The 24,809-nt window shown below is 38.7% G+C and carries 20 protein-coding genes and 1 tRNA gene; 8 read left to right on the forward strand and 13 right to left on the reverse strand.

Features of this window, described 5'->3' with window-relative positions; all coding sequences use genetic code 11:
• Positions 1 to 141: 141 nt before the first annotated feature.
• The 4 genes from pds to PN497_RS12810 all read left to right on the forward strand — a co-directional run bounded on the left by pds (position 142) and on the right by PN497_RS12810 (position 4,332).
• Positions 142 to 1,581 (forward strand): 15-cis-phytoene desaturase, encoded by a 1,440-nt coding sequence (gene pds / locus PN497_RS12795; RefSeq protein ID WP_096572426.1) that lies wholly within the window; start codon positions 142 to 144, stop codon positions 1,579 to 1,581.
• On the forward strand, positions 1,565 to 2,497 hold the full coding sequence (gene crtB, locus PN497_RS12800) for a 15-cis-phytoene synthase CrtB (protein ID WP_096572425.1): 933 nt from the start codon (positions 1,565 to 1,567) through the stop codon (positions 2,495 to 2,497). Before pds ends, crtB begins: the two co-directional genes overlap by 17 nt.
• Before the next feature lie 222 nt (positions 2,498 to 2,719).
• A tRNA-Ser gene (locus tag PN497_RS12805) sits at positions 2,720 to 2,811 on the forward strand.
• Between the two features lie 195 nt (positions 2,812 to 3,006).
• A complete protein-coding gene (locus PN497_RS12810) occupies positions 3,007 to 4,332 on the forward strand; it encodes an ABC transporter substrate-binding protein (protein ID WP_096572424.1) in 1,326 nt (441 codons plus the stop codon).
• 236 nt (positions 4,333 to 4,568) lie between these two features.
• Here the strand turns inward: PN497_RS12810 and PN497_RS12815 are convergent, their stop codons facing one another.
• Positions 4,569 to 6,812 carry a pyridoxal phosphate-dependent decarboxylase family protein gene (locus tag PN497_RS12815; protein ID WP_096572423.1) on the reverse strand — a complete coding sequence of 748 codons (2,244 nt, stop codon included), beginning with the start codon at positions 6,810 to 6,812 and terminating at the stop codon, positions 4,569 to 4,571.
• 390 nt (positions 6,813 to 7,202) lie between these two features.
• On the reverse strand, positions 7,203 to 7,970 hold the full coding sequence (locus PN497_RS12820; protein WP_096572422.1) for a hypothetical protein: 768 nt from the start codon (positions 7,968 to 7,970) through the stop codon (positions 7,203 to 7,205).
• A gap of 589 nt (positions 7,971 to 8,559) precedes the next feature.
• Here PN497_RS12820 and sbcC point away from each other — a divergent pair.
• Positions 8,560 to 11,583: an exonuclease subunit SbcC gene (sbcC, locus tag PN497_RS12825; RefSeq protein ID WP_096572421.1), complete on the forward strand. Its 3,024-nt coding sequence runs from the start codon at positions 8,560 to 8,562 to the stop codon at positions 11,581 to 11,583.
• A gap of 47 nt (positions 11,584 to 11,630) precedes the next feature.
• On the opposite strand, the gene PN497_RS12830 is transcribed toward sbcC, so the two are convergent.
• The 9 genes from PN497_RS12830 to PN497_RS12870 form a co-directional block, all read right to left on the reverse strand.
• Complete coding sequence (locus tag PN497_RS12830) at positions 11,631 to 12,122, reverse strand: SH3 domain-containing protein (protein WP_096572896.1); 492 nt, start codon at positions 12,120 to 12,122, stop codon at positions 11,631 to 11,633.
• 156 nt (positions 12,123 to 12,278) lie between these two features.
• Entirely contained in the window at positions 12,279 to 13,790 is a 1,512-nt protein-coding gene (locus tag PN497_RS12835) for an AAA family ATPase (protein WP_096572420.1), read from the reverse strand.
• 211 nt (positions 13,791 to 14,001) lie between these two features.
• A complete protein-coding gene (locus PN497_RS12840; RefSeq protein ID WP_272110330.1) occupies positions 14,002 to 14,241 on the reverse strand; it encodes a nucleotidyltransferase domain-containing protein in 240 nt (79 codons plus the stop codon).
• A 5-nt stretch (positions 14,242 to 14,246) separates the two neighbouring features.
• Positions 14,247 to 14,624, reverse strand: a complete 378-nt coding sequence (locus tag PN497_RS12845; RefSeq protein ID WP_096572419.1) for a clan AA aspartic protease — start codon at positions 14,622 to 14,624, stop codon at positions 14,247 to 14,249.
• Positions 14,621 to 14,893 carry a hypothetical protein gene (locus PN497_RS12850; RefSeq protein WP_096572418.1) on the reverse strand — a complete coding sequence of 91 codons (273 nt, stop codon included), beginning with the start codon at positions 14,891 to 14,893 and terminating at the stop codon, positions 14,621 to 14,623. Before PN497_RS12850 ends, PN497_RS12845 begins: the two co-directional genes overlap by 4 nt.
• A 98-nt stretch (positions 14,894 to 14,991) precedes the next feature.
• Positions 14,992 to 15,204 carry a DUF433 domain-containing protein gene (locus PN497_RS12855; protein WP_272110335.1) on the reverse strand — a complete coding sequence of 71 codons (213 nt, stop codon included), beginning with the start codon at positions 15,202 to 15,204 and terminating at the stop codon, positions 14,992 to 14,994.
• An 86-nt stretch (positions 15,205 to 15,290) separates the two neighbouring features.
• Positions 15,291 to 15,497 (reverse strand): hypothetical protein, encoded by a 207-nt coding sequence (locus PN497_RS12860; RefSeq protein ID WP_096572417.1) that lies wholly within the window; start codon positions 15,495 to 15,497, stop codon positions 15,291 to 15,293.
• A 276-nt stretch (positions 15,498 to 15,773) separates the two neighbouring features.
• Positions 15,774 to 17,003, reverse strand: a complete 1,230-nt coding sequence (locus PN497_RS12865) for a PIN domain-containing protein (protein ID WP_272110331.1) — start codon at positions 17,001 to 17,003, stop codon at positions 15,774 to 15,776.
• Positions 17,004 to 17,276: 273 nt separating this feature from the next.
• On the reverse strand, positions 17,277 to 17,501 hold the full coding sequence (locus PN497_RS12870; RefSeq protein WP_096572415.1) for an addiction module protein: 225 nt from the start codon (positions 17,499 to 17,501) through the stop codon (positions 17,277 to 17,279).
• A gap of 131 nt (positions 17,502 to 17,632) precedes the next feature.
• Between PN497_RS12870 and PN497_RS12875 the strand changes: the two genes are divergently transcribed.
• The gene (locus PN497_RS12875; protein WP_096572414.1) at positions 17,633 to 19,210 is read left to right on the forward strand and encodes a B12-binding domain-containing radical SAM protein; all 1,578 of its coding nucleotides are present in this window, start codon (positions 17,633 to 17,635) and stop codon (positions 19,208 to 19,210) included.
• A gap of 111 nt (positions 19,211 to 19,321) precedes the next feature.
• Here the strand turns inward: PN497_RS12875 and PN497_RS12880 are convergent, their stop codons facing one another.
• A complete protein-coding gene (locus tag PN497_RS12880; RefSeq protein ID WP_096572413.1) occupies positions 19,322 to 19,498 on the reverse strand; it encodes a type II toxin-antitoxin system HicA family toxin in 177 nt (58 codons plus the stop codon).
• Between the two features lie 490 nt (positions 19,499 to 19,988).
• Between PN497_RS12880 and PN497_RS12885 the strand changes: the two genes are divergently transcribed.
• Positions 19,989 to 20,654 (forward strand): DUF4230 domain-containing protein, encoded by a 666-nt coding sequence (locus PN497_RS12885; protein WP_096572412.1) that lies wholly within the window; start codon positions 19,989 to 19,991, stop codon positions 20,652 to 20,654.
• A gap of 184 nt (positions 20,655 to 20,838) precedes the next feature.
• Here PN497_RS12885 and PN497_RS12890 read toward each other — a convergent pair whose 3' ends face one another.
• Entirely contained in the window at positions 20,839 to 22,062 is a 1,224-nt protein-coding gene (locus PN497_RS12890) for a molybdopterin molybdotransferase MoeA (RefSeq protein WP_096572411.1), read from the reverse strand.
• 921 nt (positions 22,063 to 22,983) lie between these two features.
• Between PN497_RS12890 and PN497_RS12895 the strand changes: the two genes are divergently transcribed.
• Positions 22,984 to 24,809, forward strand: a 1,826-nt coding sequence (locus tag PN497_RS12895; RefSeq protein WP_272110333.1) for a beta strand repeat-containing protein, incomplete at its 3' end; no start/stop codon positions are given.

Genomic DNA, 24,809 nt, shown 5'->3' on the forward strand with positions numbered 1-24,809 from the left:
CCAGTCACCAGTCCCCAGTCCCCAGTCACCAGTCACCAGTCACCAGTCACCAATTTCCCAAAGCCATGCCAAATGTAACAGAATGCAAAGTATAATGAAAACGACAAAACTATTAAGAAATATTGAAAACAGTAGGTTTAAATGCGAGTAGCTATTGCCGGCGCTGGTTTAGCAGGACTTTCCTGCGCTAAATATCTAGTAGATGAGGGTTACACCCCCATTGTTTTAGAACGGAGGGATGTACTCGGTGGTTTAGTAGCAGCGTGGAAAGACTCTGATGGTGACTGGTACGAAACCGGTTTACACGCCTTCTTTGGGGCATATCCCAATATGTTACAACTACTCAAAGAGTTAGGTATTGAAGACCGACTCCAGTGGAAACAGCATACCCTGATTTTTAACCAACCAGATAAACCAGGAACTCTCTCCCGTTTTGATGTTCCTGACATTCCCTCACCATTTAACATCATTGCTTCCATTATGCGGAACAATGATATGTTGACCTGGGAACAAAAGATCCGTTTTGCCATTGGTTTGTTTCCTGCCATCGTGCGGGGTCAACAGTATGTAGAGGACATGGACAAATACAGCTTCGCTGAATGGTTAAAAAGACAAGGTATAGGTGAAAGAGTCGCTAGTGATGTATTTATTGCTGCTTCCAAAGCCTTAACTTTTATCAACCCTGAAGAAGTTTCCTCTACAATTTTATTAACCGCCCTCAATCGGTTTTTACAAGAACGGTACGGATCAAAAATTGCCTTTTTGGATGGTTCACCCACAGAAAGACTTTGCCAACCCATCGTAGATTACATTACCAAACGGGGTGGAGAAGTCAGACTCAATGCGCCCCTAAAAGAGATTTTGCTGAACTCCGATGGTACAGTTAAAGGTTTCTTGCTGCGGGGTTTAGATGGAAAACCAGATGAAATAGTAACAGCAGACTTTTACGTTTCAGCCATGTCGGTTGACCCATTAAAAGTGATGTTGCCAGAACCTTGGAAAAAAATGGAATTTTTCCAGAAATTAGACGGTTTAGAAGGTGTACCAGTAATTAACCTGCATTTGTGGTTTGATCGGAAATTAACAGATATTGATCATCTATTATTTTCGCGATCGCCCCTCCTCAGCGTTTATGCTGATATGAGTAACACCTGTCGGGAATATGCTAACCCGGATCGGTCAATGCTGGAATTAGTTCTCGCACCTGCCAAAGACTGGATTAGCAAATCTGACGAGGAAATCATCTCCGCTACTATGGCCGAGTTGGAAAAACTCTTCCCTGACCACTTTACAGGAGACAACCCAGCAAAACTGCTGAAGTCTCATGTCGTCAAAACGCCCCGTTCAGTTTACACAGCTACCCCTGGTCGTCAACAGTACCGCCCAGACCAAAAAACCCCTATAGCCAACTTCTTTTTAAGCGGAAGTTATACCATGCAACGCTATTTAGGCAGTATGGAAGGTGCAGTGCTTTCTGGTAAGCTAACAGCACAGGCGATCTCTCAAGCGCCATCGGTAGCCAATACTTCCAACCTGCAAACGCTAACTCGACCGCCCGCAACGAATGCTGCAACTGCCTGATTCACCCCCGCGCATGAAAACGCTGGTCTCTGTAGACGAGTCCTACAAACTTTGCCAAGAACTCACAGCCAAGTACGCCAAAACCTTTTACCTGGGTACATTGCTGATGAGTCCGGCAAAGCGTCAATCTGTTTGGGCAATATACGCTTGGTGTCGCCGTACAGATGAATTAGTCGATGGTCCTGCTGCTGCTAGAACCACCCCAGAAACTTTAGAACTATGGGAAAAGCAGCTGGACTCAATTTTTGCTGGACACCCATTAGATAATTACGATGTCGCTTTAGTAGATACCCTGCAACATTTCCCTTTGGATATTCAACCCTTTCGGGATATGATTGCGGGTCAGCGCATGGATTTATACCGCAGTCGCTATGAAACCTTTGAGGATTTGTATCTCTATTGCTACCGCGTTGCTGGCACTGTGGGCTTGATGTCAACCACAATTATGGGTGTAGATACCAGCATTTATACCGCCCCTTGGCATCGAAATCAAAAACCCTATTTACCCATAGATGAAGCGATCGCCTTGGGTATCGCCAACCAACTAACTAACATTCTTCGTGATGTGGGCGAAGATGCACGTCGGGGCAGAATTTATCTTCCCCTAGAAGACTTGGCTAAATTCAACTATAGCGAAGAAGAACTTTTCCAAGGTGTATTAGATGAACGTTGGCGTTCCCTAATGCGGTTTCAAATTGAACGAGCTAGGGAATTTTATACTAAAGCCGATAAGGGAATTACTTATCTTGACCCGGATGCCCGTTGGCCAGTGTGGGCAGCATCTATGCTCTATGGACAGATTTTAGATGTAATTGAGCGCAATGATTATGAAGTTTTCAGTCAACGTGCTTATGTTCCCCAGTGGCAAAAATTACGCACCTTACCAGTTGCTTGGATGCGATCGCAAGTGCTATAGAAGGAGGCAGGGGGCAGGAGGCAGAAGGCAGGAGTTTTTTATTTTGGATTTTGGATTTTGGATTGTTTTTGTGATCTCCAATCTAAAATCTAAAATCTAAAATCTAAAATTTTCTTCCCCAGTCCCCAGTCACCAGTCCCCAGTCCCCTGTTCCCTGACAAATCACAAAATATCTCTTGACGAACCAAAAAACCACTGCTAATATAGTATAGTGTTACCTCTGGAGAGGTGGCTGAGTGGTCGAAAGCGGCAGATTGCTAATCTGTTGATGGAATCGTAAGGTCCATCCGAGGGTTCGAATCCCTCCCTCTCCGTTTACAAATTATAGAAACTCTAGTTGCGGAAAAGAATTCAAGGCAATTCCTTGATAATAAAGACTCATTCCTAGATTTCCAAAACTTAATGTTAATATTTAGCTTGTGGAGTTTGAGCCATTAACCAGCTAAACTAATCAGTTAGTTTAATAATTGATTTTCAAGCTCCTCAACATAGAGGAGTGAAAGGAAGATATGCCAAAATTGAGTGTTTCCCTAGCCTTGAGTTTAGTAACTATAGCCAGTAGTTTGTTCATGGCTGCTTGTGAAAATACCACTACAACAAATAATACAGGCACAAACGGAACTACAACTACCCCAGAAGCCAGCACTACCACAACAACCAGCAGTGCTAAAGGTTTGAAAATTGGTAGTTTATTACCAACAACAGGTGACTTAGCTTCCATCGGTCAACAAATGGTTGGTTCAGTTCCCCTACTGGTAGAAACCGTCAACGCTTGCGGTGGTGTGAACGGAGAACCAGTCACATTAATAGAAGTAGACGATCAAACAGATCCTAAAGCTGGTGCAGCAGGTATGACCAAACTAGCAACAGTAGATAAAGTTGCTGGTGTCGTGGGTTCATTTGCTAGTAGTGTTTCTACCGCTGCCATTTCCGTTGCTACCCCTAACAAAGTCATGTTAATTTCCCCTGGTAGCACCAGTCCCGTATTTACCGAAAAAGCGCAAAAAGGCGATTTTCAAGGATTTTGGGCGCGGACTGCTCCCCCAGATACTTACCAAGCATTAGCTTTAGCCCAACTTGCTAAGAAAAAAGGTTTTCAACGAGTTTCTACCGTCGTCATCAACAACGACTATGGTGTAGGTTTTGAAAAAGCATTTGTAGAAACTTTTGAAAAATTAGGTGGAACAATAGTTAATAAAGATAAACCAGTTCGTTACGATCCCAAAGCCCAAACCTTTGATACTGAAGCTGCTGCTGCTTTTGCAGGTAAACCAGATGCGGTATTAGCAGTCATGTATGCCGAAACAGGTAGTTTATTCCTCAAAGCTGCTTACCAGCAAGGTGTAGCTAAGGGAGTACAGATCATGCTGACTGACGGAGTAAAATCAGATGCTTTCCCGGAACAAGTAGGTAAAGGTCCTGATGGCAAATATCTGTTAACTGGGGCTATTGGTACTGTTCCTGGTTCTGATGGTAAAGCATTAGCAGCCTTTAAGAAATTGTGGCAAGAGAAAAAAGGCGGAACACCAGGAGAATATGCACCTCAAGCTTGGGATGCAGCAGCTTTGTTGGTATTATCAGCCCAAGCTGCTAAAGAAAATACAGGTGTCGGTATTGCTGGTAAACTTCGAGAAGTTGCTGCTGGTGAAGGAACAGAAGTTAGTGATGTCTGTGAAGGACTGAAACTACTGAAAGAAGGGCAAAAAATCAACTACCAAGGTGCAAGCGGTAATGTAGATGTTGATGCTAACGGTGATGTAGTTGGTGTTTATGATGTTTGGACAGTAGGAGATGAGGGTAAAATAAAGGTGATAGACAAAGTTAGTCCTCAGTAAACATTTTTCCTGGTAAGCTGTTGTGCATTGAATTTGTATAAGTGGAACAGGCAAGAGGCTTGTTCTACAAGAGTTCAGAATATTAGGATTATACAATTTAGCTGTGTAACAGCTTACTACTACCAAAAACAATTTATTTGCCAAAATTAAATTACAGCAAATTTCTTCCTAATGATGTACCTCATCTACCTAGAAACTGCTGTATTTATTTTATAAAATCCTGTATTGATTTTCAATTAACGAAAATTTTGTTCAATAATTTCAGTTACATTTTGGCGAATCAGTTCAATAATTTCATCAAAAAATGATCCCCCATTGGGTAAATCACTTAAATAAGGATCCATCACTGCTGATCGCAAAATTGACATTTCCTCTGGAGTGGTTGCTAGTCCCAAACGTTGAGCATAATTATTAATAAATGTCTCACCATAATCTGCCAATCTAAAAATAGTTCTAGTTAGCATGAATTGGTATTTGTGAATATTTTCAGCTTCACCACTTTGGTAGTAATGAATGTGAAAACGATCATAAATTTGATTATTCAACTCATTAAATAAATCAGCGTTATCATTCAGACGATGATCGCAATGTTTGAAATTAAAGGCGTAACTGAGAATATTTTGATCCGGTCCAACTTCCCGCAATAATGCCATAGCTTCCGGATCTGCAAGTATTTGACTTTGATTTTTTCCCTGGAGATGTTGACGCAAATGGGCTATATAATGCTCATGTTCACCATTAATATAATCACTAATATCACTGCGATCAATAGGTAAACGTGGTAATGGAACAACAATAAAATTATCTGTTTCTGCGGCCATAAAAAGTAACCGCAAATAAAACAACTTACTATTAAAAATCGCTTGATTAATAATCTTACCGTAGCCACTTACAGAAGGACGAATTAGTTGATGAGAAAGAAAAACAGAAGCTGCTGCTGCTCCTGGTTTTGAACCTTCTAAACCGTAAATTCCTACCGATGGTTCTAGAGGACGAATAGATTTAGAACCGCCAATATAAGTCCCGGTAAAAGTTGTCAAATGTTTTAATAAACTATGACGATAAAGTGAACCACCAGCAGGATATTGAATATACCCAGATTTGTGAGGATCTATAGTAACAGAATCACAATCTCGAAGGTGTTTAAACTGCCTGATAGTGTGTTCATTAAACATTACTTGACTATAATCATCAATAAATAAAGGTGATTTTTGTTCCTCAAAACTATAATCACGGCGAATAGTAGAAATTTGATAACCACCCCAAGCAGCATCAACGTGAATATTAAACTCTAAACCCTTTTTCCTGTAGGTTTCTCTTAATTCTAAAATCTCATCTATGGGATCAACTGCACTTTCTTCTGTACTGCCTAAAACTGCTAAAGTTAACAATATTGGATGGCGATTTTCTAAACATTGATTTAAAGTTTGATTTAACCTTCCTAAATCTAATCTGGCATCAGCATCAACAAAAATATCAATTAAATTATCTGTGCCAATACCATTAACTGCTGCTGCTTTTGGCCAAGCATAATGTTTAGAGGATGGGGCAATCATTTTTATTTCCCCCACATCCTCAAAACAAGAATGAGTCATTTCCAACCAGCCCCGAACATTAAGATTATAAGGAATAATTAAATCCCAAACATCATAAACATCTTTGATATTTTCACTTTCACCGCATAATTCCCAAATTCGCTGTGGTAAAGCCAAAATATCATCCATGCAAATATTAAATAATTGCCAAGAAGTAGCTTCTAATAATTTTGGTTGACTACCATCAGCAATTTTAATTTCTAATGCTTTAGCTTTAGCTAATACTGGTTGTTTTTGTAAAGCTTTTTTCGCAGCAAAAGGAAAGAATTTTAATTCTCTTGTTGCCCAAGTCGCCTCATTAATAGCAATAGAACCATCAGCAGTAATATGACACCAAGGTTCAATTTTATCGGTTTCAGGAAAACCAATCATTGCACATAAATCACGCCCTACCTGTAATTCTAATAAAGTGGTAGCAGTAGAAGCTTGAATGGTGGCATTATTGGAATTATGCAGCATTGCGGCAAAATAACCAAGCATTCCTGGTATGGTGGTATCCCAAAGAATATGACCTTGATAACGCATACTAAAAAATGGCGTACCATATTCTCGCAAATGCTGTAACAATTGATTGTAGGCATCCCTTAAAGCTTGCATTCCTGCTTGATATTCCAGAGAAGCTTTAACATCCTGAGTAATTGTTTCTGGATCACCTGGTAAATAACTTTGCCGATAATCTATAATATGATCTACAGCTTGGGCAATAAGTTGTTTAAATTCTGTTCCATTTTCCGCCCGTGTACCTAAAAACCAATTAGCAATATTGCCAGGTGGTTGTGGTGGGTTAATATCAGGAACATTAGTAAATTGACCAATAGATAATGCACCGTCGTCTGTTTTTTTGATTTCCTTAAAGCTGAAGTTTTTAACTATACGTCCAACCATAATTATTCCTATTTAATCAAGTATCTCATGTTGTGGGGTAGGCATCCTGTCTGCCCTGTATAACCTGTATAATTAGCGGGCAGGATGCCCGCACCACAAGAAATGAAATATTTATATCTTTTTGTATTTGGAAGTAACTTATTTTTGTAAAATTCCTGATTCTTTCACGGTAAACTCTGTTTTTTTGCATTAACTCTATCTCTAGAAATAAGTATTAATTTACTTTTTATAGATAATTTTTTATAGATAATAATGTTTATATTTTTATAATACGCGTTCAAAAATTGATGTTTTTATTGCTGCCTTGCAAGAAATAAAACGTTAATATACTGGATACTGGATAGATCCCCGACTTTTTAAAGAAGTTGAGGATCTGGGTAGTTAACCTACTTAGAATCCACCAAAGTTGTACCCAACACCAACTAATAAACCGACATCAGTTTGATTAAAAAATCCTGCATTGATAGCGGCTGTGGCAGTGAATCTATTATTTAGAGGTATATCAACTCCACCTGTCACCATGACAGCAGTTTCCGAGTTGTTACCAGTTTTAATAGCTGCACCAACTCCCACATAAGGAGCTATAGGTAAAGGTTCACTAAATGGATCTCCTATGGGCTGGAAGGAAAAATCATAAGTTAGGGGAACGAGAAATACAGTATCATCTCCTAAAATTGCCGATGGTCTAACTGATAGAGTCCTGGTGAAACCAACTTTGCTGATGACTGTAAAATTACCATCGCCCAAGGTTGAAGATCCGCCACTTAACCCAATATTGCCAGCAACGCCAACATAGCTACTACCACCACGGGTAGGTCTTCCTAAATCAATATCTGCTTGTGCTATTTCTTTCGGCTGTGCTACTTGAGTCGCAGATGGTTGGGATGTAGGTTCTGTATTTTCCGCAGTCAAGATTGTTGATGAGGTCGCTACTGTCCCTGGAATGGGTATAATTGTCCGATTAGCCGTTTTTAGAGTAGCGGCGTTGGGAAATTGCTGTATTTTAGACACAGTGGTGTTAAGTTCTGTGCTTTCCTGGTGATTAGAGATGACAGCGGCCTCTGGATGGGTTGTCTGAGCAGTTGCACAAACGCTGCTACCTAAAACTGTCAGGGTGGCTAGACTTGGTACACAAATAAAATGTTTACGTAGAAACATAGTATTTACATTCACTCCTACATGAATTATGACGACAACAGATATTTTGTTGCTGTGGGTTTAATGTAACAAATTTGAGCAATATTCAACATTTAAAACCAAAAAAACATTTTTTACATCTTTAATTTGACATAAGCAATTAGAATCTCAGGATAAGATTATGAATATGGTGAATCCTGAATCTGATAGATGATTTATAGCACTGATGTACAAGTTACAAAAGTTATCAAGAGCGGTGGCTTTTCCCCGTTCCCTATTCCCTATTCCCTAGTTAGTTATAAATTTTTGTAATCAGATGTTTTCCAGACTAGAAAGCTAATATCTATATGGTGACAGCAGTTTTCATGTCTTTAGACCACAGTAAAGGCGAAGCATTCGGACAATTAATTATCGGTTTTTACCTAAGACTATCATCCGAATGCTGATGCTTCCAGCACGCTTCGCGAACGCCCCTACATTGTTGACGCGAAACCTAAATCAGAAACCTAAATCAAAATGTGGTTTATTTACCTGAAAATTGCTGTAAACTCACACAAGGTGCATCTGTACTGTTAATAATAGAAATTGTAGATATGGCACTATAGCCTCAATGATTCCAGTTCAACTGATCCTAAAAAACTTCCTGAGTTACCGTGATGCAACTTTAGATTTTGGCGGGTTGCATACGGCTTGTATTTGTGGTTCTAATGGTGCGGGTAAATCTTCTCTTCTGGAAGCTATTACTTGGGCTATTTGGGGTGAAAGTCGTGCTACTGTTGAAGATGATGTGATTTATTCTGGCGCAAAAGAAGTCAGAGTAGATTTTACTTTCTACAATAATTTACAAAAATATCGGGTGATTCGTACTCGTGTCCGGGGTGCAACTAGCGTTTTGGAATTTCAAATTGAAACTCCCGCTGGTTTTCGTCCTCTGACTGGTAAGGGGATGCGAGCAACCCAAGATGTGATTTTACAACATATCAAGCTTGATTATGAGACTTTTATTAATTCTGCTTACCTGCGTCAAGGTCGGGCGGATGAGTTCATGCTCAAGCGTCCCACGGAACGGAAGGAAATTCTAGCGGAATTATTAAAACTTAATCAATATGATCTTTTGGCAGAAAAGGCTAAGGATAATTCTAAACAGTATAAAGGACGGGCGGAAGAGTTAGAACGTTCTTTGGATAATATTAAATCTCAACTTCAAAAACGAGAAGCAACTACAGCAGAAAAAGCAGAGTTAGAAGTTCAACTCAATCATCTGCAACAACAGCAAGCTGCTGATAATATTCAATTACAAAGTTTGAAAGTTATTCAAAGTCAACGCCAAAATTTAGAGGAAAAACTGAGTTTTGTCAGACAGCAATATCAAAATCTTAGTGAAGATTGCGATCGCCTAGATCAAGACAAGTTAGCTGTCAAATCCCAATTGGCTGCTTTAGAATCTATTTTACATCAATCCGACCAAATTCAAGCTGGATACTCTCAATTTCAAATTTTACAATCTCAAGAAGAAGTTTTTGCTATTAAGTTTGAACAACATACCCGCGCTATTACTTTAAAACAACAACAACAACAACAACTGGATAAACAAATTCAATCTATTGAACGCAAAATACAAGCAGCAGAGGCTGAATTAAATAATTTAGAAAAAGAACAACAAGAAATCAAACCAATTTTGAAAAAGTCTGGAGAAATTGAAACAGCTTTATCTCAATTATCTGCTGCACGTGAGCATCTTAACTCTTTAGAAAATTTGCAAATACAAGTCAAACCTTTATTAGAACAAAGAGCAAATTTACAAACTGAATTAGAACGTATCCATAGTAGATTATTAGCAAGTTTAGAACAGTTACAAGTTACAGAAAATCAAATTGAATCTAAAATTCGCAAACAATCTCAGTTACAACAAGATGTGATAGAAGTAGATTTACAAATTGAAGAATTGGAGAAGAAGCGAGTTTATTTGCAAAGGGTACAGGACAAAGGCCATGAACGTCGCCATTTTATAGAACGTTTACAAGCTCATCAAAAAGACTACGAAAAATTACTAGGAGACTTGGAACAAAAAATACAACTTCTTCAAAATCCTAATGCTTTGTGTCCCTTGTGTGAACATCCTTTAGATGAAAATCACTGGCATCGAGTAATACAAAAAACCCAAATAGAATATGAAGATACTCAAGGGCAATTTTGGGTACTGCGGGAACAGATGGCAGTTTCTGACCGAGAAATTCAAGTATTAAGGCAGGAATATCGAGAAATATCGCAGCAAGTAGCAAATTATGACGCTTTAAGGGAAAAAAAGGGGAAATTAGCAGCCCAGTTACAAGCGTCGGCTGAACTGCAAACGCAACTAAAACAGGTTTTAACAGAAAAAGAAAAGTTACATAGGGTTTTAGAAGGTGATTATGCACCTGATAAACAGGCAGAAATTCAAGAGTTAGATGAATATATCAAACAACTAAATTACAATGAACAAGATCATGCTTTAGCTAGAAGTGTAGTAGAAAACTTACGATGGGCAGAAATTAAACAAGTCCAGATTAAAGATGCCAAGAAAAAACAAGCTCAAATAGCAGCGAGAAAACCAGAGCTACAAGCTATGATTGAGGAATTGAAGGCGCAAATAGCATCAGAACAAACAAATTCAGAGATAGCAAGAGGAATATTAGCACTAGAAACCCAAATTACAGAAATTGCTTACAGTTCTGAGCAACATAGTAATATTCGTAAAGGTGTTAAAGAGTTTCAATCTTGGCAGTTACCCTATCAGCAGTTTTTATCTGCTCAACAAGAATATCCCCAACTACAGAAAAGATTGGAGGATTTAACAAACGCTTATAATAGCAGAACCGCAGATAAACAAAAACTTGCCATTGAAATGGATAGTATTGTAGAGCAATTAAAAGCTAGTGAGAATCCTGTTGAGCAAATTCATGATTTAGAACAGAAAATAGCCATTTTTCGCCGAGAAATGGATGAAAAAATCGCTTATTTGGGGCGTTTAGAACAACAAGTACATCAGTTAGAACTGTTGCAAAATCAATATGAGCAAGAACAAGAGCAATTACAAGATTGTAAACAGCAACAACGGGTATATCAAGAATTAGCGCAAGCATTTGGTAAAAATGGTATCCAAGCTTTGATGATTGAAAATCTGTTACCCCAACTAGAAGCTGAGACAAATCTACTCCTGGCGCGGTTGAGTGCCAATCAACTGCACGTACAATTTGTTACTCAGAAAGCGGGAAGAAGTGGTAAGTCAACGCGGAAAAATGCCAAGTTGATAGATACCTTAGATATTTTAATTGCTGATGCGCGGGGTACACGAGCTTATGAAACTTATTCGGGTGGAGAAGCATTTAGAATTAATTTTGCGATTCGTTTAGCATTAGCAAAATTATTAGCCCAGCGTGCGGGTGCGGCGTTGCAGTTGTTGATTATAGATGAAGGATTTGGTACACAGGATACAGAAGGGTGCGATCGCCTGATTGCGGCCATAAATGCGATCGCTGCTGATTTTGCTTGTATTCTCACTGTCACACACATTCCTCACCTCAAAGAAGCATTTCAAGCCCGGATTGAAGTAAATAAAAATCAGCAAGGTTCACATTTATCATTGTCAATTTAATCATGATCAAATTGAAAGTGAACTCCCTGTTCCCTAAAGATCAAGAATTATTCTTCAACTTGTTTAGTATTACCAGCTTTCACCCAACCTTCTTGATCAGTACCTGCAATGCGAATTTTTTGCCAATTTTTATCCGCGCTTTCTTCTAAGATGATGACTTTTTGATTACCACCAACACCACCAATACTTTGTGCATCTGAGGCTGGTTTATCTCGCATACTCAAACCTTGCGGCCAAGTTACAATAGCTTGATAAGCTCCTGGTGGTAAGGTATCAGGTGATTCAGTGGGAGTAGGAGTAGGACTAGGACTAGGTTTAGGACTGCTAGTAGGACTAGGTTTAGGTGTGGTAGTAGCTTTTACTGGTGTGACTTTTGGTTTGTTCGCTTTGGGTTTGGGACTATCATTAGCAAACATGGGTTTTTCGGGAGGAATGGCGGTACGATTAACAAAATAGAGAGCTATTGTCAGTCCGCTACCTAATAAAACTGCGATCGCTAATACAAAACCAAGTATAAGTTTAAAAAATCCAGAAATTATTTTCATATTTTTTAGTCAGGAGTCAGGAGTCAGGAGTCAGGAGAATTTTAGATTTTAGATTTTAGATTTTAGATTGGATTCATGAAATACAATCCAAAATCCAAAATCCAAAATCCAAAATCCAAAATTGTATCCCCAGTCCCCAGCAAAATATTATTACATTTGACGTTGAATGCGATCGCTTAAAGCATTATGCTTAGAAGCCAAACGCGCTCTCCCTGCTGCTGCCCATTCTTGCAGTTTTTGGATCTGTTCTACCGCAGTTCGCGCCAAAGGGATAATTTGACTAGCCGCTTCTAAAATATCATCAGTTGTGAAATCACGATTTTGGCTAAAACCAATGTGCATCGCTTCAATTAACGTTTGTTCAATTTCTGCACCGGAAAAATCGGGAGTTTCGTAAGCTAACCGATCAATGTCATAGCTTTTGAGGTTATGGGGACGCAAGCGGGATAAGTGTACAGTAAAAATGGCTTTTCTTTCTTCTTGGGTGGGTAAACCGACAAAGAAAATTTCATCAAATCGCCCTTTCCGCAGCATTTCTGGGGGTAAAGCTTGAATATCGTTAGCGGTGGAAACGACAAACACGGGTGAAGTTTTTTCTGCTAACCAAGTGATAAATGTCCCAAATACCCGGCTAGTTGTTCCTGCATCACCTTTACTACCTAAACCAGAAAAGGCTTTGTCAATTTCATCAATCCACAATACACAGGGTGCAAGGGCTTCCGCAACTTGAATCATTTGCCGGGTGCGAGATTCTGATTCACCGACTAAACCACCAAATAAGCGCCCCACATCCAAGCGTAATAAAGGTAAATGCCAATGATGGGCGATCGCCTTAGCTGTTAAAGATTTACCAGTTCCTTGAATCCCCACCAACATTAAACCACGGGGATGCGGTAATCCGTACTGTCGCGCTCGTTCTGTGAATGAACCACCCCGACGAATTAACCAATCTTTGAGATTATCCAGTCCCCCAATATCAGATATTTGCTCAGTGGCGGGGTAAAAGTCCAGGATTTGGGTTTGGCGGATAGTTTGGCGTTTTTCCTCCAAAACTAAATCAACGTCTTCTGGTTGTAGTTCTCCGTGGGATGCGATCGCCCTGGCTAAAACTCGGCGTATCCGTTCCATTGATAACCCTTGACAGGAACGCACCAAGTCATCAATAAATTTACCGGAAAGTGCGTTACCAGTGGCTTGTAATAGGCGTTCTACCTCGGTTTTTATTTCTGGTGCTGCGGGTAAGGGAAATTCCACCACGGTTAAAACTTCGGTTAAATCGTCGGGAATAGCAATGCGTGGGGATAATAAAACAATATTTTTCGGTTGAGATTTCAGGATTCGGGCTAAGTTGCGAAGTTTGCGAGCGATCGCCACATCTTCTAAAAAGCGGTGATAATCCCGGAGAATTAGCACTGCTGGGGCGGAAGGGGGTAATTTTTCAATAAATTCTAATGCTTGCAGGGGGTTGCGTTTGCCAAAGCCGGTATCGTTGGGGTTGCCTTGATATCCGTCCACAAAATCCCAGGTATAAACGGGGCGGTTTCCTTGGTTTGTCGCTTCTTCACGGATAGCAGTTTCTACCCGTTCTTCTTCGTGGGTGGGGATGTAAATGAGGGGGTAGCGGGCGCGGAGGAGGAGTTTAAATTCTTCGCGGAAGTTCATGATGTAGATGTTTGGTGATTTTTGTTCTTTTCCTATTTTTAAGGTAATGAACCACGAAGGTAAGAAGGAAGCAAAGGAAGAAGAGAAGAGTTTTGTTTCGCGCAAAGGCGCTAAGGAGCAAAGGCGCTAAGGAAGAGGAGTGGATGTGGGCGATAGTCGATGCTTAAAAATTAAGACTTGTTTTTATTCAGGTATAATTTCAATTCTGAAGCTAACCTATAGAACCGCTAATGCTAAAAAAGAGGAGAGCGATCGCCTTTCCTGTGCGTTTAATTTCTTCACCTGGGTTAACGGGAGGTTTCAGCACTACCAACACATCTATATCTGATCCGGGTTCTGCATCACCACGCGCTTGAGAACCATAGAGGGTGAGGTTTTGTAGGCGATCGCCATACAGATCAGTGAGTTCTGTTTTTAGGCGAGTGAGAATAGGTTTTAGGTTAATATTCATAGACTTTAGACTGTATTTATTTTCCGTAATTCTACACTACCGCCTTCAAAAACTTGAATTATCAGTTGATATCCTTGCATCAATGACATTCCCACCAGAGGTTCTGAATCTGCTTCATCAATGGGAATTTTGATAGGAACTCCATCCCAAATTATAACTGCTTCGTAAACATTAAAAACGCATTCACTACCATCACCGAGAATTGCGCGTCCTCGCCTTTTCCATCTTAAATTTAACTGATTAATTAAATCCTGTGGTAATGAAAGCCAACCATTAAAACCTGTATCTATAACTGCATTTTGTCTAGAGATTTTACTATCTGACCCAAAAATTATCAGTGGTATAATTGCATCTAAATCGTCGTTTACAATTCCTGTAATCATATAGATATTTTATTCCGTCCACCAAAGCGACGCACATAACGAGAACCAATGCGAACTATCCAAATTTGTGCATCAGGGTGACGAAATTCTAGGCGATCGCAAGCTGCTATTTCACTCGCATCAATTTCAAAATCTCCCGTTTCAATATCAATAGCTACAATTTTTCCTTGATTACCTGCTTCTATTTTTGGGCGTATTTGCATTTCGTAGATTTGCTCACCGATTTGGGCAAATTCTTCTTTACTATAGCGGGGTTGGTGAATGGTCATATTTTGAGATTCTTTTCGATATTAAATATTTTATCACATGGGATGCGATGCTACTGTAAGAGGGGAAATATGAACATCAGCAATAAAACGTAGGTTATTCATGCTGAAGGAATGCTGGTCATTTTATCTGAAACTGTCCAAGCTGCATAGTTGAGAGTTTGTCTAATATCTTCTTCCTCTAATTCTGGATAAGCTGCTAAAATTTCCTCAATTGAAAGTTTGCTGGCTAGTAATTTGAGAATAAAAGCTACAGTAATACGCATTCCTCTAATTGTTGGTTGTCCTAAACAAATGTGAGGATTAATAGTAATGCGATCTCATTGATTCAGCATTATTAACTCCTAATATCAAACACGATAATAGATTTATATTGCTCTCCTTGGTATCCAGAGCAATTTTACCACTCATTTGCATTTACCCGCCGACATTGAGCAATTGACTGTTTTATCTCTGCTGCTTCTGCATCGCTTAAAATTCCTGTAAATTTAGCAAGAGGATGATCTTTTCGTGTAGCTTTCACACGATGTAAATAATCTAGTAAAAGTTGTACAATGTCATCAGGAGTTTTTTCGAGTTCTTGGATTAGTTGTTCACGTTTTGTCATATATTGAAACCCTTAAATCAAGAAAAATAAATGGGTATTGCTTTTCTCTAGTTTATCTGATTTTATCTCTCCCATGACTTTGCTATGTGCATTTGCTTTCCTCTTATTAGGTATCGCTTGACTGTGGAAATAAGTAAAAATGGCAGAGGTTAAGGAGGAATGAACCACGAAGCAGCGAAGGACACGAAGGGAAGAGAGTTTGAGAGGGATTTTTCTTAAGTTCTGAGAATGTAACTCTAAAATACAACTTGATTTTTTTGTATTCAAAATATGTACCTATTCTTCCTCAACTGCTTCATACTTAAAAACATAATCACCAGCTTCAAGTTCTCCATGTGTGGCTTTCAAATGAACATTAAAATTTTTCACTGTTCCACATCCATAACTGAATTTTACTATAGATTTGTCTTCATAAGGACAGTTTATAAGTTCAACCGTAAGACTTGGTATACTCCTAAATATTGGAGTGAACTTACCTGTACCTGTAGCATAATGTATATTCTTATTTAGATTTACAATTAATAACCCTGAACGTTTATTTGAGGTAGTTTTTATAGTTTCTTGAGAAACTGAAATAGAAACTCTAACTTCAACGTCATCAGATAAAGAATCTTGACTGATGGCTTCAACATCTCCTCGCACAGAGTCTTGACTAACTTTGATTAGCTCACTAATCACTTCCTCACTAATCTCTTCATTTGTAACTTTTGCGGATTCTTGAACAAAGCGACCAACTGAATACATCCAGAATTTTTGGCTAGTATCTTTATAAAATTCTTCAATTAGTTCAGGTCTTGGTCCTATAGTTCTTCCTGACTGCTCAAGCCACCAGTCTTCTTTTTTATCATCTGTAATAAATATTACAGGTTTCTTTTGTGATTTTGAATATTCAATTATTTGCTTCCATACCAGAAAATCACCATACTTTCTATATTGATCACCTAATCCATCTTTGTTAGAATCCATGTATCCGGGAGGAACTTTGTTTTTATAACGCTCTTCACCCTCAACAGCTAATTTCGTTAACACTGATTCTTCATAGGGATTTCCTGTTTTCCCCGAAAATAGATTTTCTACAAAATCCAAAATTTCATCTTCAGAAAATTTATCAAATAGTAATTTTTGTTGAGATTCTAAGGTTGATATTAATTTCTGAGAATAAGATTCAAACTCAGGAAGTTCAGCATCTGGCAGGAATGGATGCCTATCTTTACTAGAAAGCTTTGTTAATAATTCATTAATACTCTTAATAGCGGTTGTGTATTCCTTCGCTTGCCCTGCCGTGACATCCAGCCTATTTCTTAAAAATTCCTTTGCTGCTTGGTGAGGAATAAATATACGGTCTTTGACTGCTTCCAGAGCTTTCTCTAATTCTTTGCGAGTGCCAGATGAATATCTATACAAGTTAAGTAGTACATTGGCATCAACAACAAAAATTCCTTCATTCCACATTTTGGAAAGCTCATCGTCTTTTGGTCTAAAGTATCCTACAAATACTGATCTCACGAAATTCTCCTTTCTAAATAACTAATTTATTAAATCTACAAAAAACACAAAGGGTGTATGAAATTTTACTTAAATCTATACAAACTGACCTAGCTTATACTTAGATTTAATATTTTTCCAATATGCACTAGCCATAAAAAATTATCTTAACCCAATTTGCTAGTTATCACGTCGAAGCTTGTATAAGTTATAATACGCAATTTTTGTTAAAATTCCGTCTTCATCCTGTAAATCCTTAAATCCTGGACATCCTGATTCAGACAAATTCCCGAACTAGCACCTTATGTTACCACGGATTCTTGCTTTCACTGATTCCCAAGAACTAGCTAAAATCGGATCTTGTAAATGGAGAACTTTTCTTTGATCCAGTTCGTCTTTTTGCCAGTCTAATACAGGAACATTTGCTGATTGAGTTGCAATATCATCCCATAAATCTTCTAGAAGTTGTAGCTTTTCTGACAACCCTAGCTCAAAAATTGGCGCAAAGTCTGCTTTCATAATCAACTAAGCTATCAATATTCTTTATTCTTTACCTATTTTTGCACACAGCAACTAAATTGAGTAAAAACGTCAATCAGTCCTAAATTTAGTTACAGTTAGATAACAAATCAATCGTGAGGGGTGATACTATGCGTGTCTTGCTAGTTTATCCAATATTTCCCAAAACCTTCTGGTCTTATGAAAAAATCCTACAACTCGTAGATAGAAAGGTTCTCTTACCACCATTGGGTTTAGTCACAGTGGCAGCTATCCTACCCCAAGAATGGGAGTTTAAGCTAGTAGATCGTAACATTCGCCCAGCAACAGAAGAAGAATGGGCATGGGCAGATATAGTCATTTTCTCGGCTATGATTGTCCAAAAACAAGATTTATTAGATCAAGTCCGGGAAGCAAAACGTCGGGGTAAGTTGGTAGCTTTAGGTGGTCCCTATCCCACATCCACACCCCATGAAGTGGAAGCAGCAGGGGCAGATTACCTGATTTTAGATGAAGGGGAAATCACTTTACCGATGTTTGTGGAAGCGGTGCAAAAAGGTGAAAAATCTGGGGTTTTCCGCGCCACTGAAAAACCAGATGTGACAACTACACCCATTCCCCGCTTTGATTTATTAGAATTTAATGCCTATGATATGATGTCTGTGCAATTTTCGCGGGGTTGTCCTTTCCAATGTGAATTTTGCGACATCATTGTTTTATATGGACGTAAACCGAGAACCAAAACACCAGCACAACTTTTAGCAGAATTAGATTATCTTTATGAGTTGGGTTGGCGGCGTGGTGTGTTCATGGTGGATGATAACTTTATTGGCAATAAACGGAATGTGAAATTGTTGCTAAAAGAGTTAAAAGTTTGGATGGCTGAACATCAATATCCATTCAATTTTGACACAGAAGCTTCCATTGATTTGGCACAAGATCAAGAAATGATGGAGTTGATGGTTGACTGTGGTTTTAAAGCCGTATTTTTAGGCATTGAAACCCCAGATGAGGATAGTTTGCAGTTAACTAAGAAGTTTCAAAATACGCGCAGTTCTTTAACAGACGCAGTACAAACTATTATTAAAGCTGGACTGCGACCAATGGCAGGGTTTATTATTGGCTTTGATGGTGAAAAAGCCGGTGCGGGCGATCGCATTGTGAGATTTGCTGAACAAGCTGCTATTCCTTCCACCACTTTTGCTATGTTACAAGCATTGCCAAATACCGCTTTATGGCATCGTTTGAAAAAAGAAGGTAGACTGCGGGAGAATAAAGACGGAAATATCAATCAAACCACATTAATGAACTTTATTCCTACCCGTCCTTTAGAAGAATTGGCTAGGGAATATGTGGAAGCTTTTTGTGCTTTATATGATCCTGTAGCCTATTTAGATCGCACCTATCGCTGTTTCTTGATGTTGGGTTATCCCCAATGGACAGCACCAGCTAAAACGCCAGAATGGGTAGTTATCAAAGCACTGCTAATTGTGATTTGGAGACAAGGTTTTAAAAGAGAAACTCGCTGGAAATTCTGGCATCACTTCTTTAGCATTCTCAAGCATAATCCCAAGGTGATAGAACAGTACGTTTCTACCTGCGCTCACATTGAACATTTTGTGGAATATCGGCAAATTGTCCGCGATCAAATTGAAAGTCAATTAGCTGCTTATTTAGCCCAAGGTGCAGAAAAACCTTATGTTCCAGAAAAGGAAAAAGTAGTAGCTTAGGGACTGGGGACACTTCGACAAGCTCAGTGCATCGCTGGGGACTGGGGACTGGGGACTTCTGATCTCCTGACTCCTAGCCCTCAAAAAAAGACTTTCAAAACCATCCTCTATTTAAATTCCTAACTGTTTTTTGATTAAACGACAGAGACTTTCTTTGATTTCTGGATGACGTGGTACAGGCGATTGTTTTCCATTAATAGGGTTAATATATATATCATGTTTCTTACCATGACGTTTTAAATAGCACCCTGCATCAACTAATTCTCTAACAAAATTTCCTCGTTTCACGCCACATCAACCCAAATTTCTTTAGTTTGCACTTGGGGATGATTTTCTAAGCTTTCTTCTAACATTAGCTGGTAGGCATCTTTAATATTTTCTTCTAACTCTTCTAATGATTCCCCCTGACTAAATACTCCCGGAATTTCTTTTAATTTTCCTACATACCAGCTATCATCTAACCAGTATTCGAGAGTAAATTTTTTTTTTGCATATACTTGACTCCTTAAACTAGGTTATTACTGAATAATATTATATCGGTTAAGCTCAAAAAAAAAGGAAATCAGAAAATTATGTAGCGACTGTCTTGAATGTCAAGCGAACGCTAAAAAAACTATTCCAACTTTCGGTGTTATTTAAGGTACTTACTGTTTTTAGAGCAAGATTATGTAATGTAAAAATTAGCACAAATAAGTATAACTACTGTAGAACTTAATTGTGTACTCTGTTAGTCTATAAGAGATGGATATAAATACAAGTGGATTTAGGAGTAATAAAAATGACTTCTTTCAGTGGCTTAAAACAGACCATACAATCTACTACAGATAAATTAATCATTTACAGATGGATTTTATTTGGTATCTTAGCATTTATTCTAGCAGCATTCTTGTTTTTTAGCTGGCCGTGGGTTAAAACAAATGAGAGTGCAAAAATGATAGATGTTATTTTGGGTGGATTAAAAGAAACAAGTGAACTCAATACTGTAAAAATGTCCAGTAAAGCATCATTAGTTGAAACTAAAGAGCAAAGGTTGTTTTCATTCTATGTTGGAGATACTAAGGTTATTTATGAAGGACAAGGTACAATACGTGCTGGTATAGATATGAAAGCATTGAAAGCAACAGATGTAGATATCAACAACCAGAAAATTACAATTACTTTACCTCCTCCTTATATTACCGAAACAGTTCTAGAAGCTGATAAATCTCAACTTTTAGATCATCACAAAAACTGGTTTGGTCCTAACGCTGAGATTGAACTACTAGATCAAGCACAAAAAGATGCACTTGCTAGAATTAAATTAGAAGCTTGCGGAAATGATATTATAGATGCTGCTAATAGTAACGCAAAAAAAATAGTAGAAAGAATATTATCAGCAGCAGGTTACAAAGACATTACTGTAATAACTCAAGAACCTAAAGATGGTTCATGTCCTAAGAATTAATATCTAGGAATATCTATCTTTATTCTCAGTCCCACGTTAAAGTTATAATATCAGAATGTCATCTATCAGGCTCTGACTTACACTAAATAGTATATGAATCAGAGCCTATTATTAAATCTGGACTCTCAAAGATAGGGAAAAATCAAGTCAAAAGTCAAAAACTCTGTTCTCTGTTCCCTCCTATTTATAAATGTAAAACCAAAACTTCCTCCCCTGGATAAACAAAAGTTTTACCCACTGGTAACACAGCCAAAGCGTTAGTTTGAGCTAAATTAATTAAATTACCAGAACTATCATTACCTTCAGATTTCTGAAATTGATAAACACCATTTACCAGATGTAACTTACCCAAAATATAGGTTTCCATCTTGCCATTAGATTGTAATTCTGATGAAGATTTAACTTTCACAAATTTACTTTCCCAACCTTTAGCCAGTCCTGACATTTTTTTAATTGCAGGTTTTACAAACCGCCAACAAGTCACCAACGCTGAAACAGGATTTCCCGGCAAACCAAAATATAATTTATTACCAAAAGTTGCAAAAGTTAGAGGTTTTCCCGGACGCATTTGTACAGAACGAAAATGAATTTTTGCTCCCAAAGAAGCTAAAGTTTTATATATGTAATCATAATCGCCCACAGATACACCACCAGTAGAAATGACTATATCAGCATTGGCGATCGCATAATCTATAATTTCTTGTAAAGTTGTCGGATCATCCTGAATAATTCCTAACAGTAACACTTCTGCCCCCAATTCCCGCATCAAAGTAGCTAAAGCATACTGATTAGAATCAACTATTTGCCCAGGTTTTAGCAATTGTTCCGGCATCACCAACTCATCGCCAACTGATAAAATAGCCACACGGGGACGACGGAAAACACTCACTTGTTCACGTCCAGCAGCAGCTAAAACCGCAATTTCAGACGCAGTTAAAGGAATACCAGCCGGTAAAATTTCGTTTCCAGCTTGATAAAAGTCCCCCTTGCGTCTCACAAACTCCTGGGGTTGAGGCGCAATAAACACAAAAACCCGGTTTTCCTGTCGGTGGGTTTTTTCCTGCATAACTACAGTATCCGCACCAGGAGGCATCATTGCACCTGTGAAAATTCTTGCAGCTTGTCCTGGTTTAATTGTTACCTGTGGTTCATATCCAGCAGGAATTTCTTCCACCACTTGCAAAACAATGGGTTTATCAGCCCTTGCTTGCTGCACATCTGCATAACGCACAGCATAACCATCCATTGCCGAGTTATCCCAGTGGGGAAAATCCAGGGAACTGATCACAGGAGTTGCTAAAATGCGATTATTTGCCATTAATAAATCAACAAATTCCACATCTAGCTGGTTATCTAACGGTTTCACAGCATTTAAAATAGTAGCTTCTGCATCTCTGACTGACAGCATAGTTATAGTTAATGATGATAGTTTTGGTTATTTTAATCTAGTGTTGTGTAAGTTTTAAATACAGAATAATTTAATGTTACTAATATTACTATTAAACTTCTATACAGCAACAGTTACAGCAGATTTCGTTGCTATGAGGTACAAATCATAATAATAAAACTCTTGTGGGGTGGGCATACTTCGACATAGTTCGACTCCGCACTTCGACTTCGCCCTTCGACACCGCTCAGGACAGGCTCAGTACAAGCTCACTAACCGCTCAGTACAAGTCTTGCCCGCCTATACTGTACCTCATTACACCGGAAAGTGCTGTATGATCGGGAGAAAAAGTCAACACGGTAGACATTTGGTAAAAATGAATATAGGGACAATTCATGAATTGTCTCTACAAGGGTTTCAAACAACGCTTATGTAATGACCGGACAGGTCTATCAACTATTTGCTCTTGTGTACTTTGCGTACTTTGCAAGTATTAAAAAAATTAATTGCCACTTCATAGACAACTAGTATGTATATAAACTTGTATAAAAACCATTTATTAAAACCGTCCATAAGATAGTTGATCAGAATAGCTAAAATTTTTATTCTTAAAGTATTAATTTATCCCAACTTGTGCTATAATGGTTATTACTACATAATAATGTAATCTCATTACAAATATCCTGCCTTAAATATCCTGGTTTATATCTCGATTAGATTCCCCTTACCCGCTTATAAAAGCGGTCAATTCATCAAAATCCCCTTTTTTAGGGGTATTTAAGGGGTTGAAAAAAGCTTACGGTTCAACTAGCAACTTGGGTTAGTAATATTTTACCTGATTACTCAAATCCTTCAATACTGTAAAAATACTTAGCACTCATCCTGACTTTAACAGTAAAAACACCCAAAATACTTTGTTAAACATTTAGGAGAATTTACTTAATGGCTACTATTTCATGGAAAAACCCTACTAATGGTAACTGGAACGTTGCTGCAAACTGGAATCCAGGCACTATACCAGGTTCGGCAGATATAGCTCAAATCACCATCGCTGGAACTTACAATGTTCTCTTAGATATCGACAGAACACTGACTGGTTTAACTCTCGGTACAAATACGGGCATCCAAACCCTCGATCTCACCAATGGTAATACCTTAACATTGAATGGCGCGAGTACCGTTAGCAATAATGGTGTTTTAAATCTGACTTCTGGCACTCTTACTGGCACGGGTGCTTTAACCATTTCTAACAAACTCAACTGGAGTGGAGGCACATTAAGCGGTACGGGTAAAAAGACCGTCAGTGGTACATTAAACCTGAGTGGTGATCAATATTTTCTCGATGGAACAACCCTAGAAACCACAGGAACAACAGTTTGGACTGGTAATGGAGCATTATATGCTGCCAACGCTGCAATGTGGAACAATACCAGCACTGGCACTATTGACCTCCAAGGTGATGCTGATTTTTATCAATGGACTGGTAATCAAACCACCTTCAATAATACTGGTACTCTGATCAAATCCAACGGTACAACTACAGGTGAATCATACATTAGTGGACTCTTCAACAACACAGGTACAGTCCAAGTTAAGGCAGGAACATTAAATCTGAATGGTGGAGGAACTAATACTGGTAGTTTCAGTATTGATGCAGGATCGACATTAAAAATCACTGCTGATTACAACTTCAATGCAGGTAATAGTATTACTGGTGCAGGTAACTTCAACATTGAAAGTGGAACAGTTACAGTTAATGCCGCTTCTACTTGGTCTGCTCCTGTCAATTTAACCAGTGGAACAATCACAGGAACAGGTGCTTTAACAATTTCTAACAAACTCAACTGGAGTGGAGGAGGCACATTAAGCGGTACAGGGAAAAAGACCGTCAGTGGTACATTAAACCTGAGCGGCGGTCACCTACTAGGTGGAACAACCCTAGAAACCACAGGAACAACAATTTGGACTGGTAATGGAACATTATACACTGGCGACGGAGCAATTTGGAACAATACCAGCACTGGCACTATTGACCTACAAGATGATGCTGATTTTTATCAATGGTATGGAAATCTATCCACCTTCAATAATGCCGGAACACTAATTAAATCCAACGGTACAACTACAGGTGAATCTTCCATTAGTGGACTTTTCAACAATACAGGTACAGTCCAAGTTAAGGCTGGGACATTAACTCTGTATTCAGGAGGAACTAATACTGGTAGTTTTAGTATTGATGCAGGATCGACATTAAACATCACTGGTAATGCTGATTACAACTTCAATACAGGCACTAACATTACTGGAGTTGGCAATTTTGTTGTTAGTTATGTTACAGTCAAAATTGTTCCCGCTTTTAACTACTCAGGAGCAGTTTTCGTCAATAATTCGGGAAATCTGGATATTGGCGCTGCCTCTACTTTGTCTGCTCCTGTGAATTTAACAGCAGGAGGAAACCTCACAGGAACAGGTGCTTTAACCATTTCCAACCAACTCAACTGGAGTGAAAGCACATTAAGCGGTACAGGTAAAAAGACCGTCAGTGGTACATTAAACCTGAGCGGTTATCAAACCCTAGATGGAACTACCCTAGAAACATCAGGGACAACAATCTGGACAGGTACTGGCTATTTGAACGGTACTAACAACGCAATTTGGAACAATACCAGCACTGGCACTATTGACCTCCAAAGTGATGCTGATTTTTACTACAACTACAATGGAAATCCAGCTACCTTCAATAATGCAGGAACTTTAACCAAATCCAA

It is taken from the genome of Sphaerospermopsis kisseleviana CS-549 (assembly GCF_028329225.1).
Lineage (GTDB): Bacteria > Cyanobacteriota > Cyanobacteriia > Cyanobacteriales > Nostocaceae > Sphaerospermopsis > Sphaerospermopsis kisseleviana.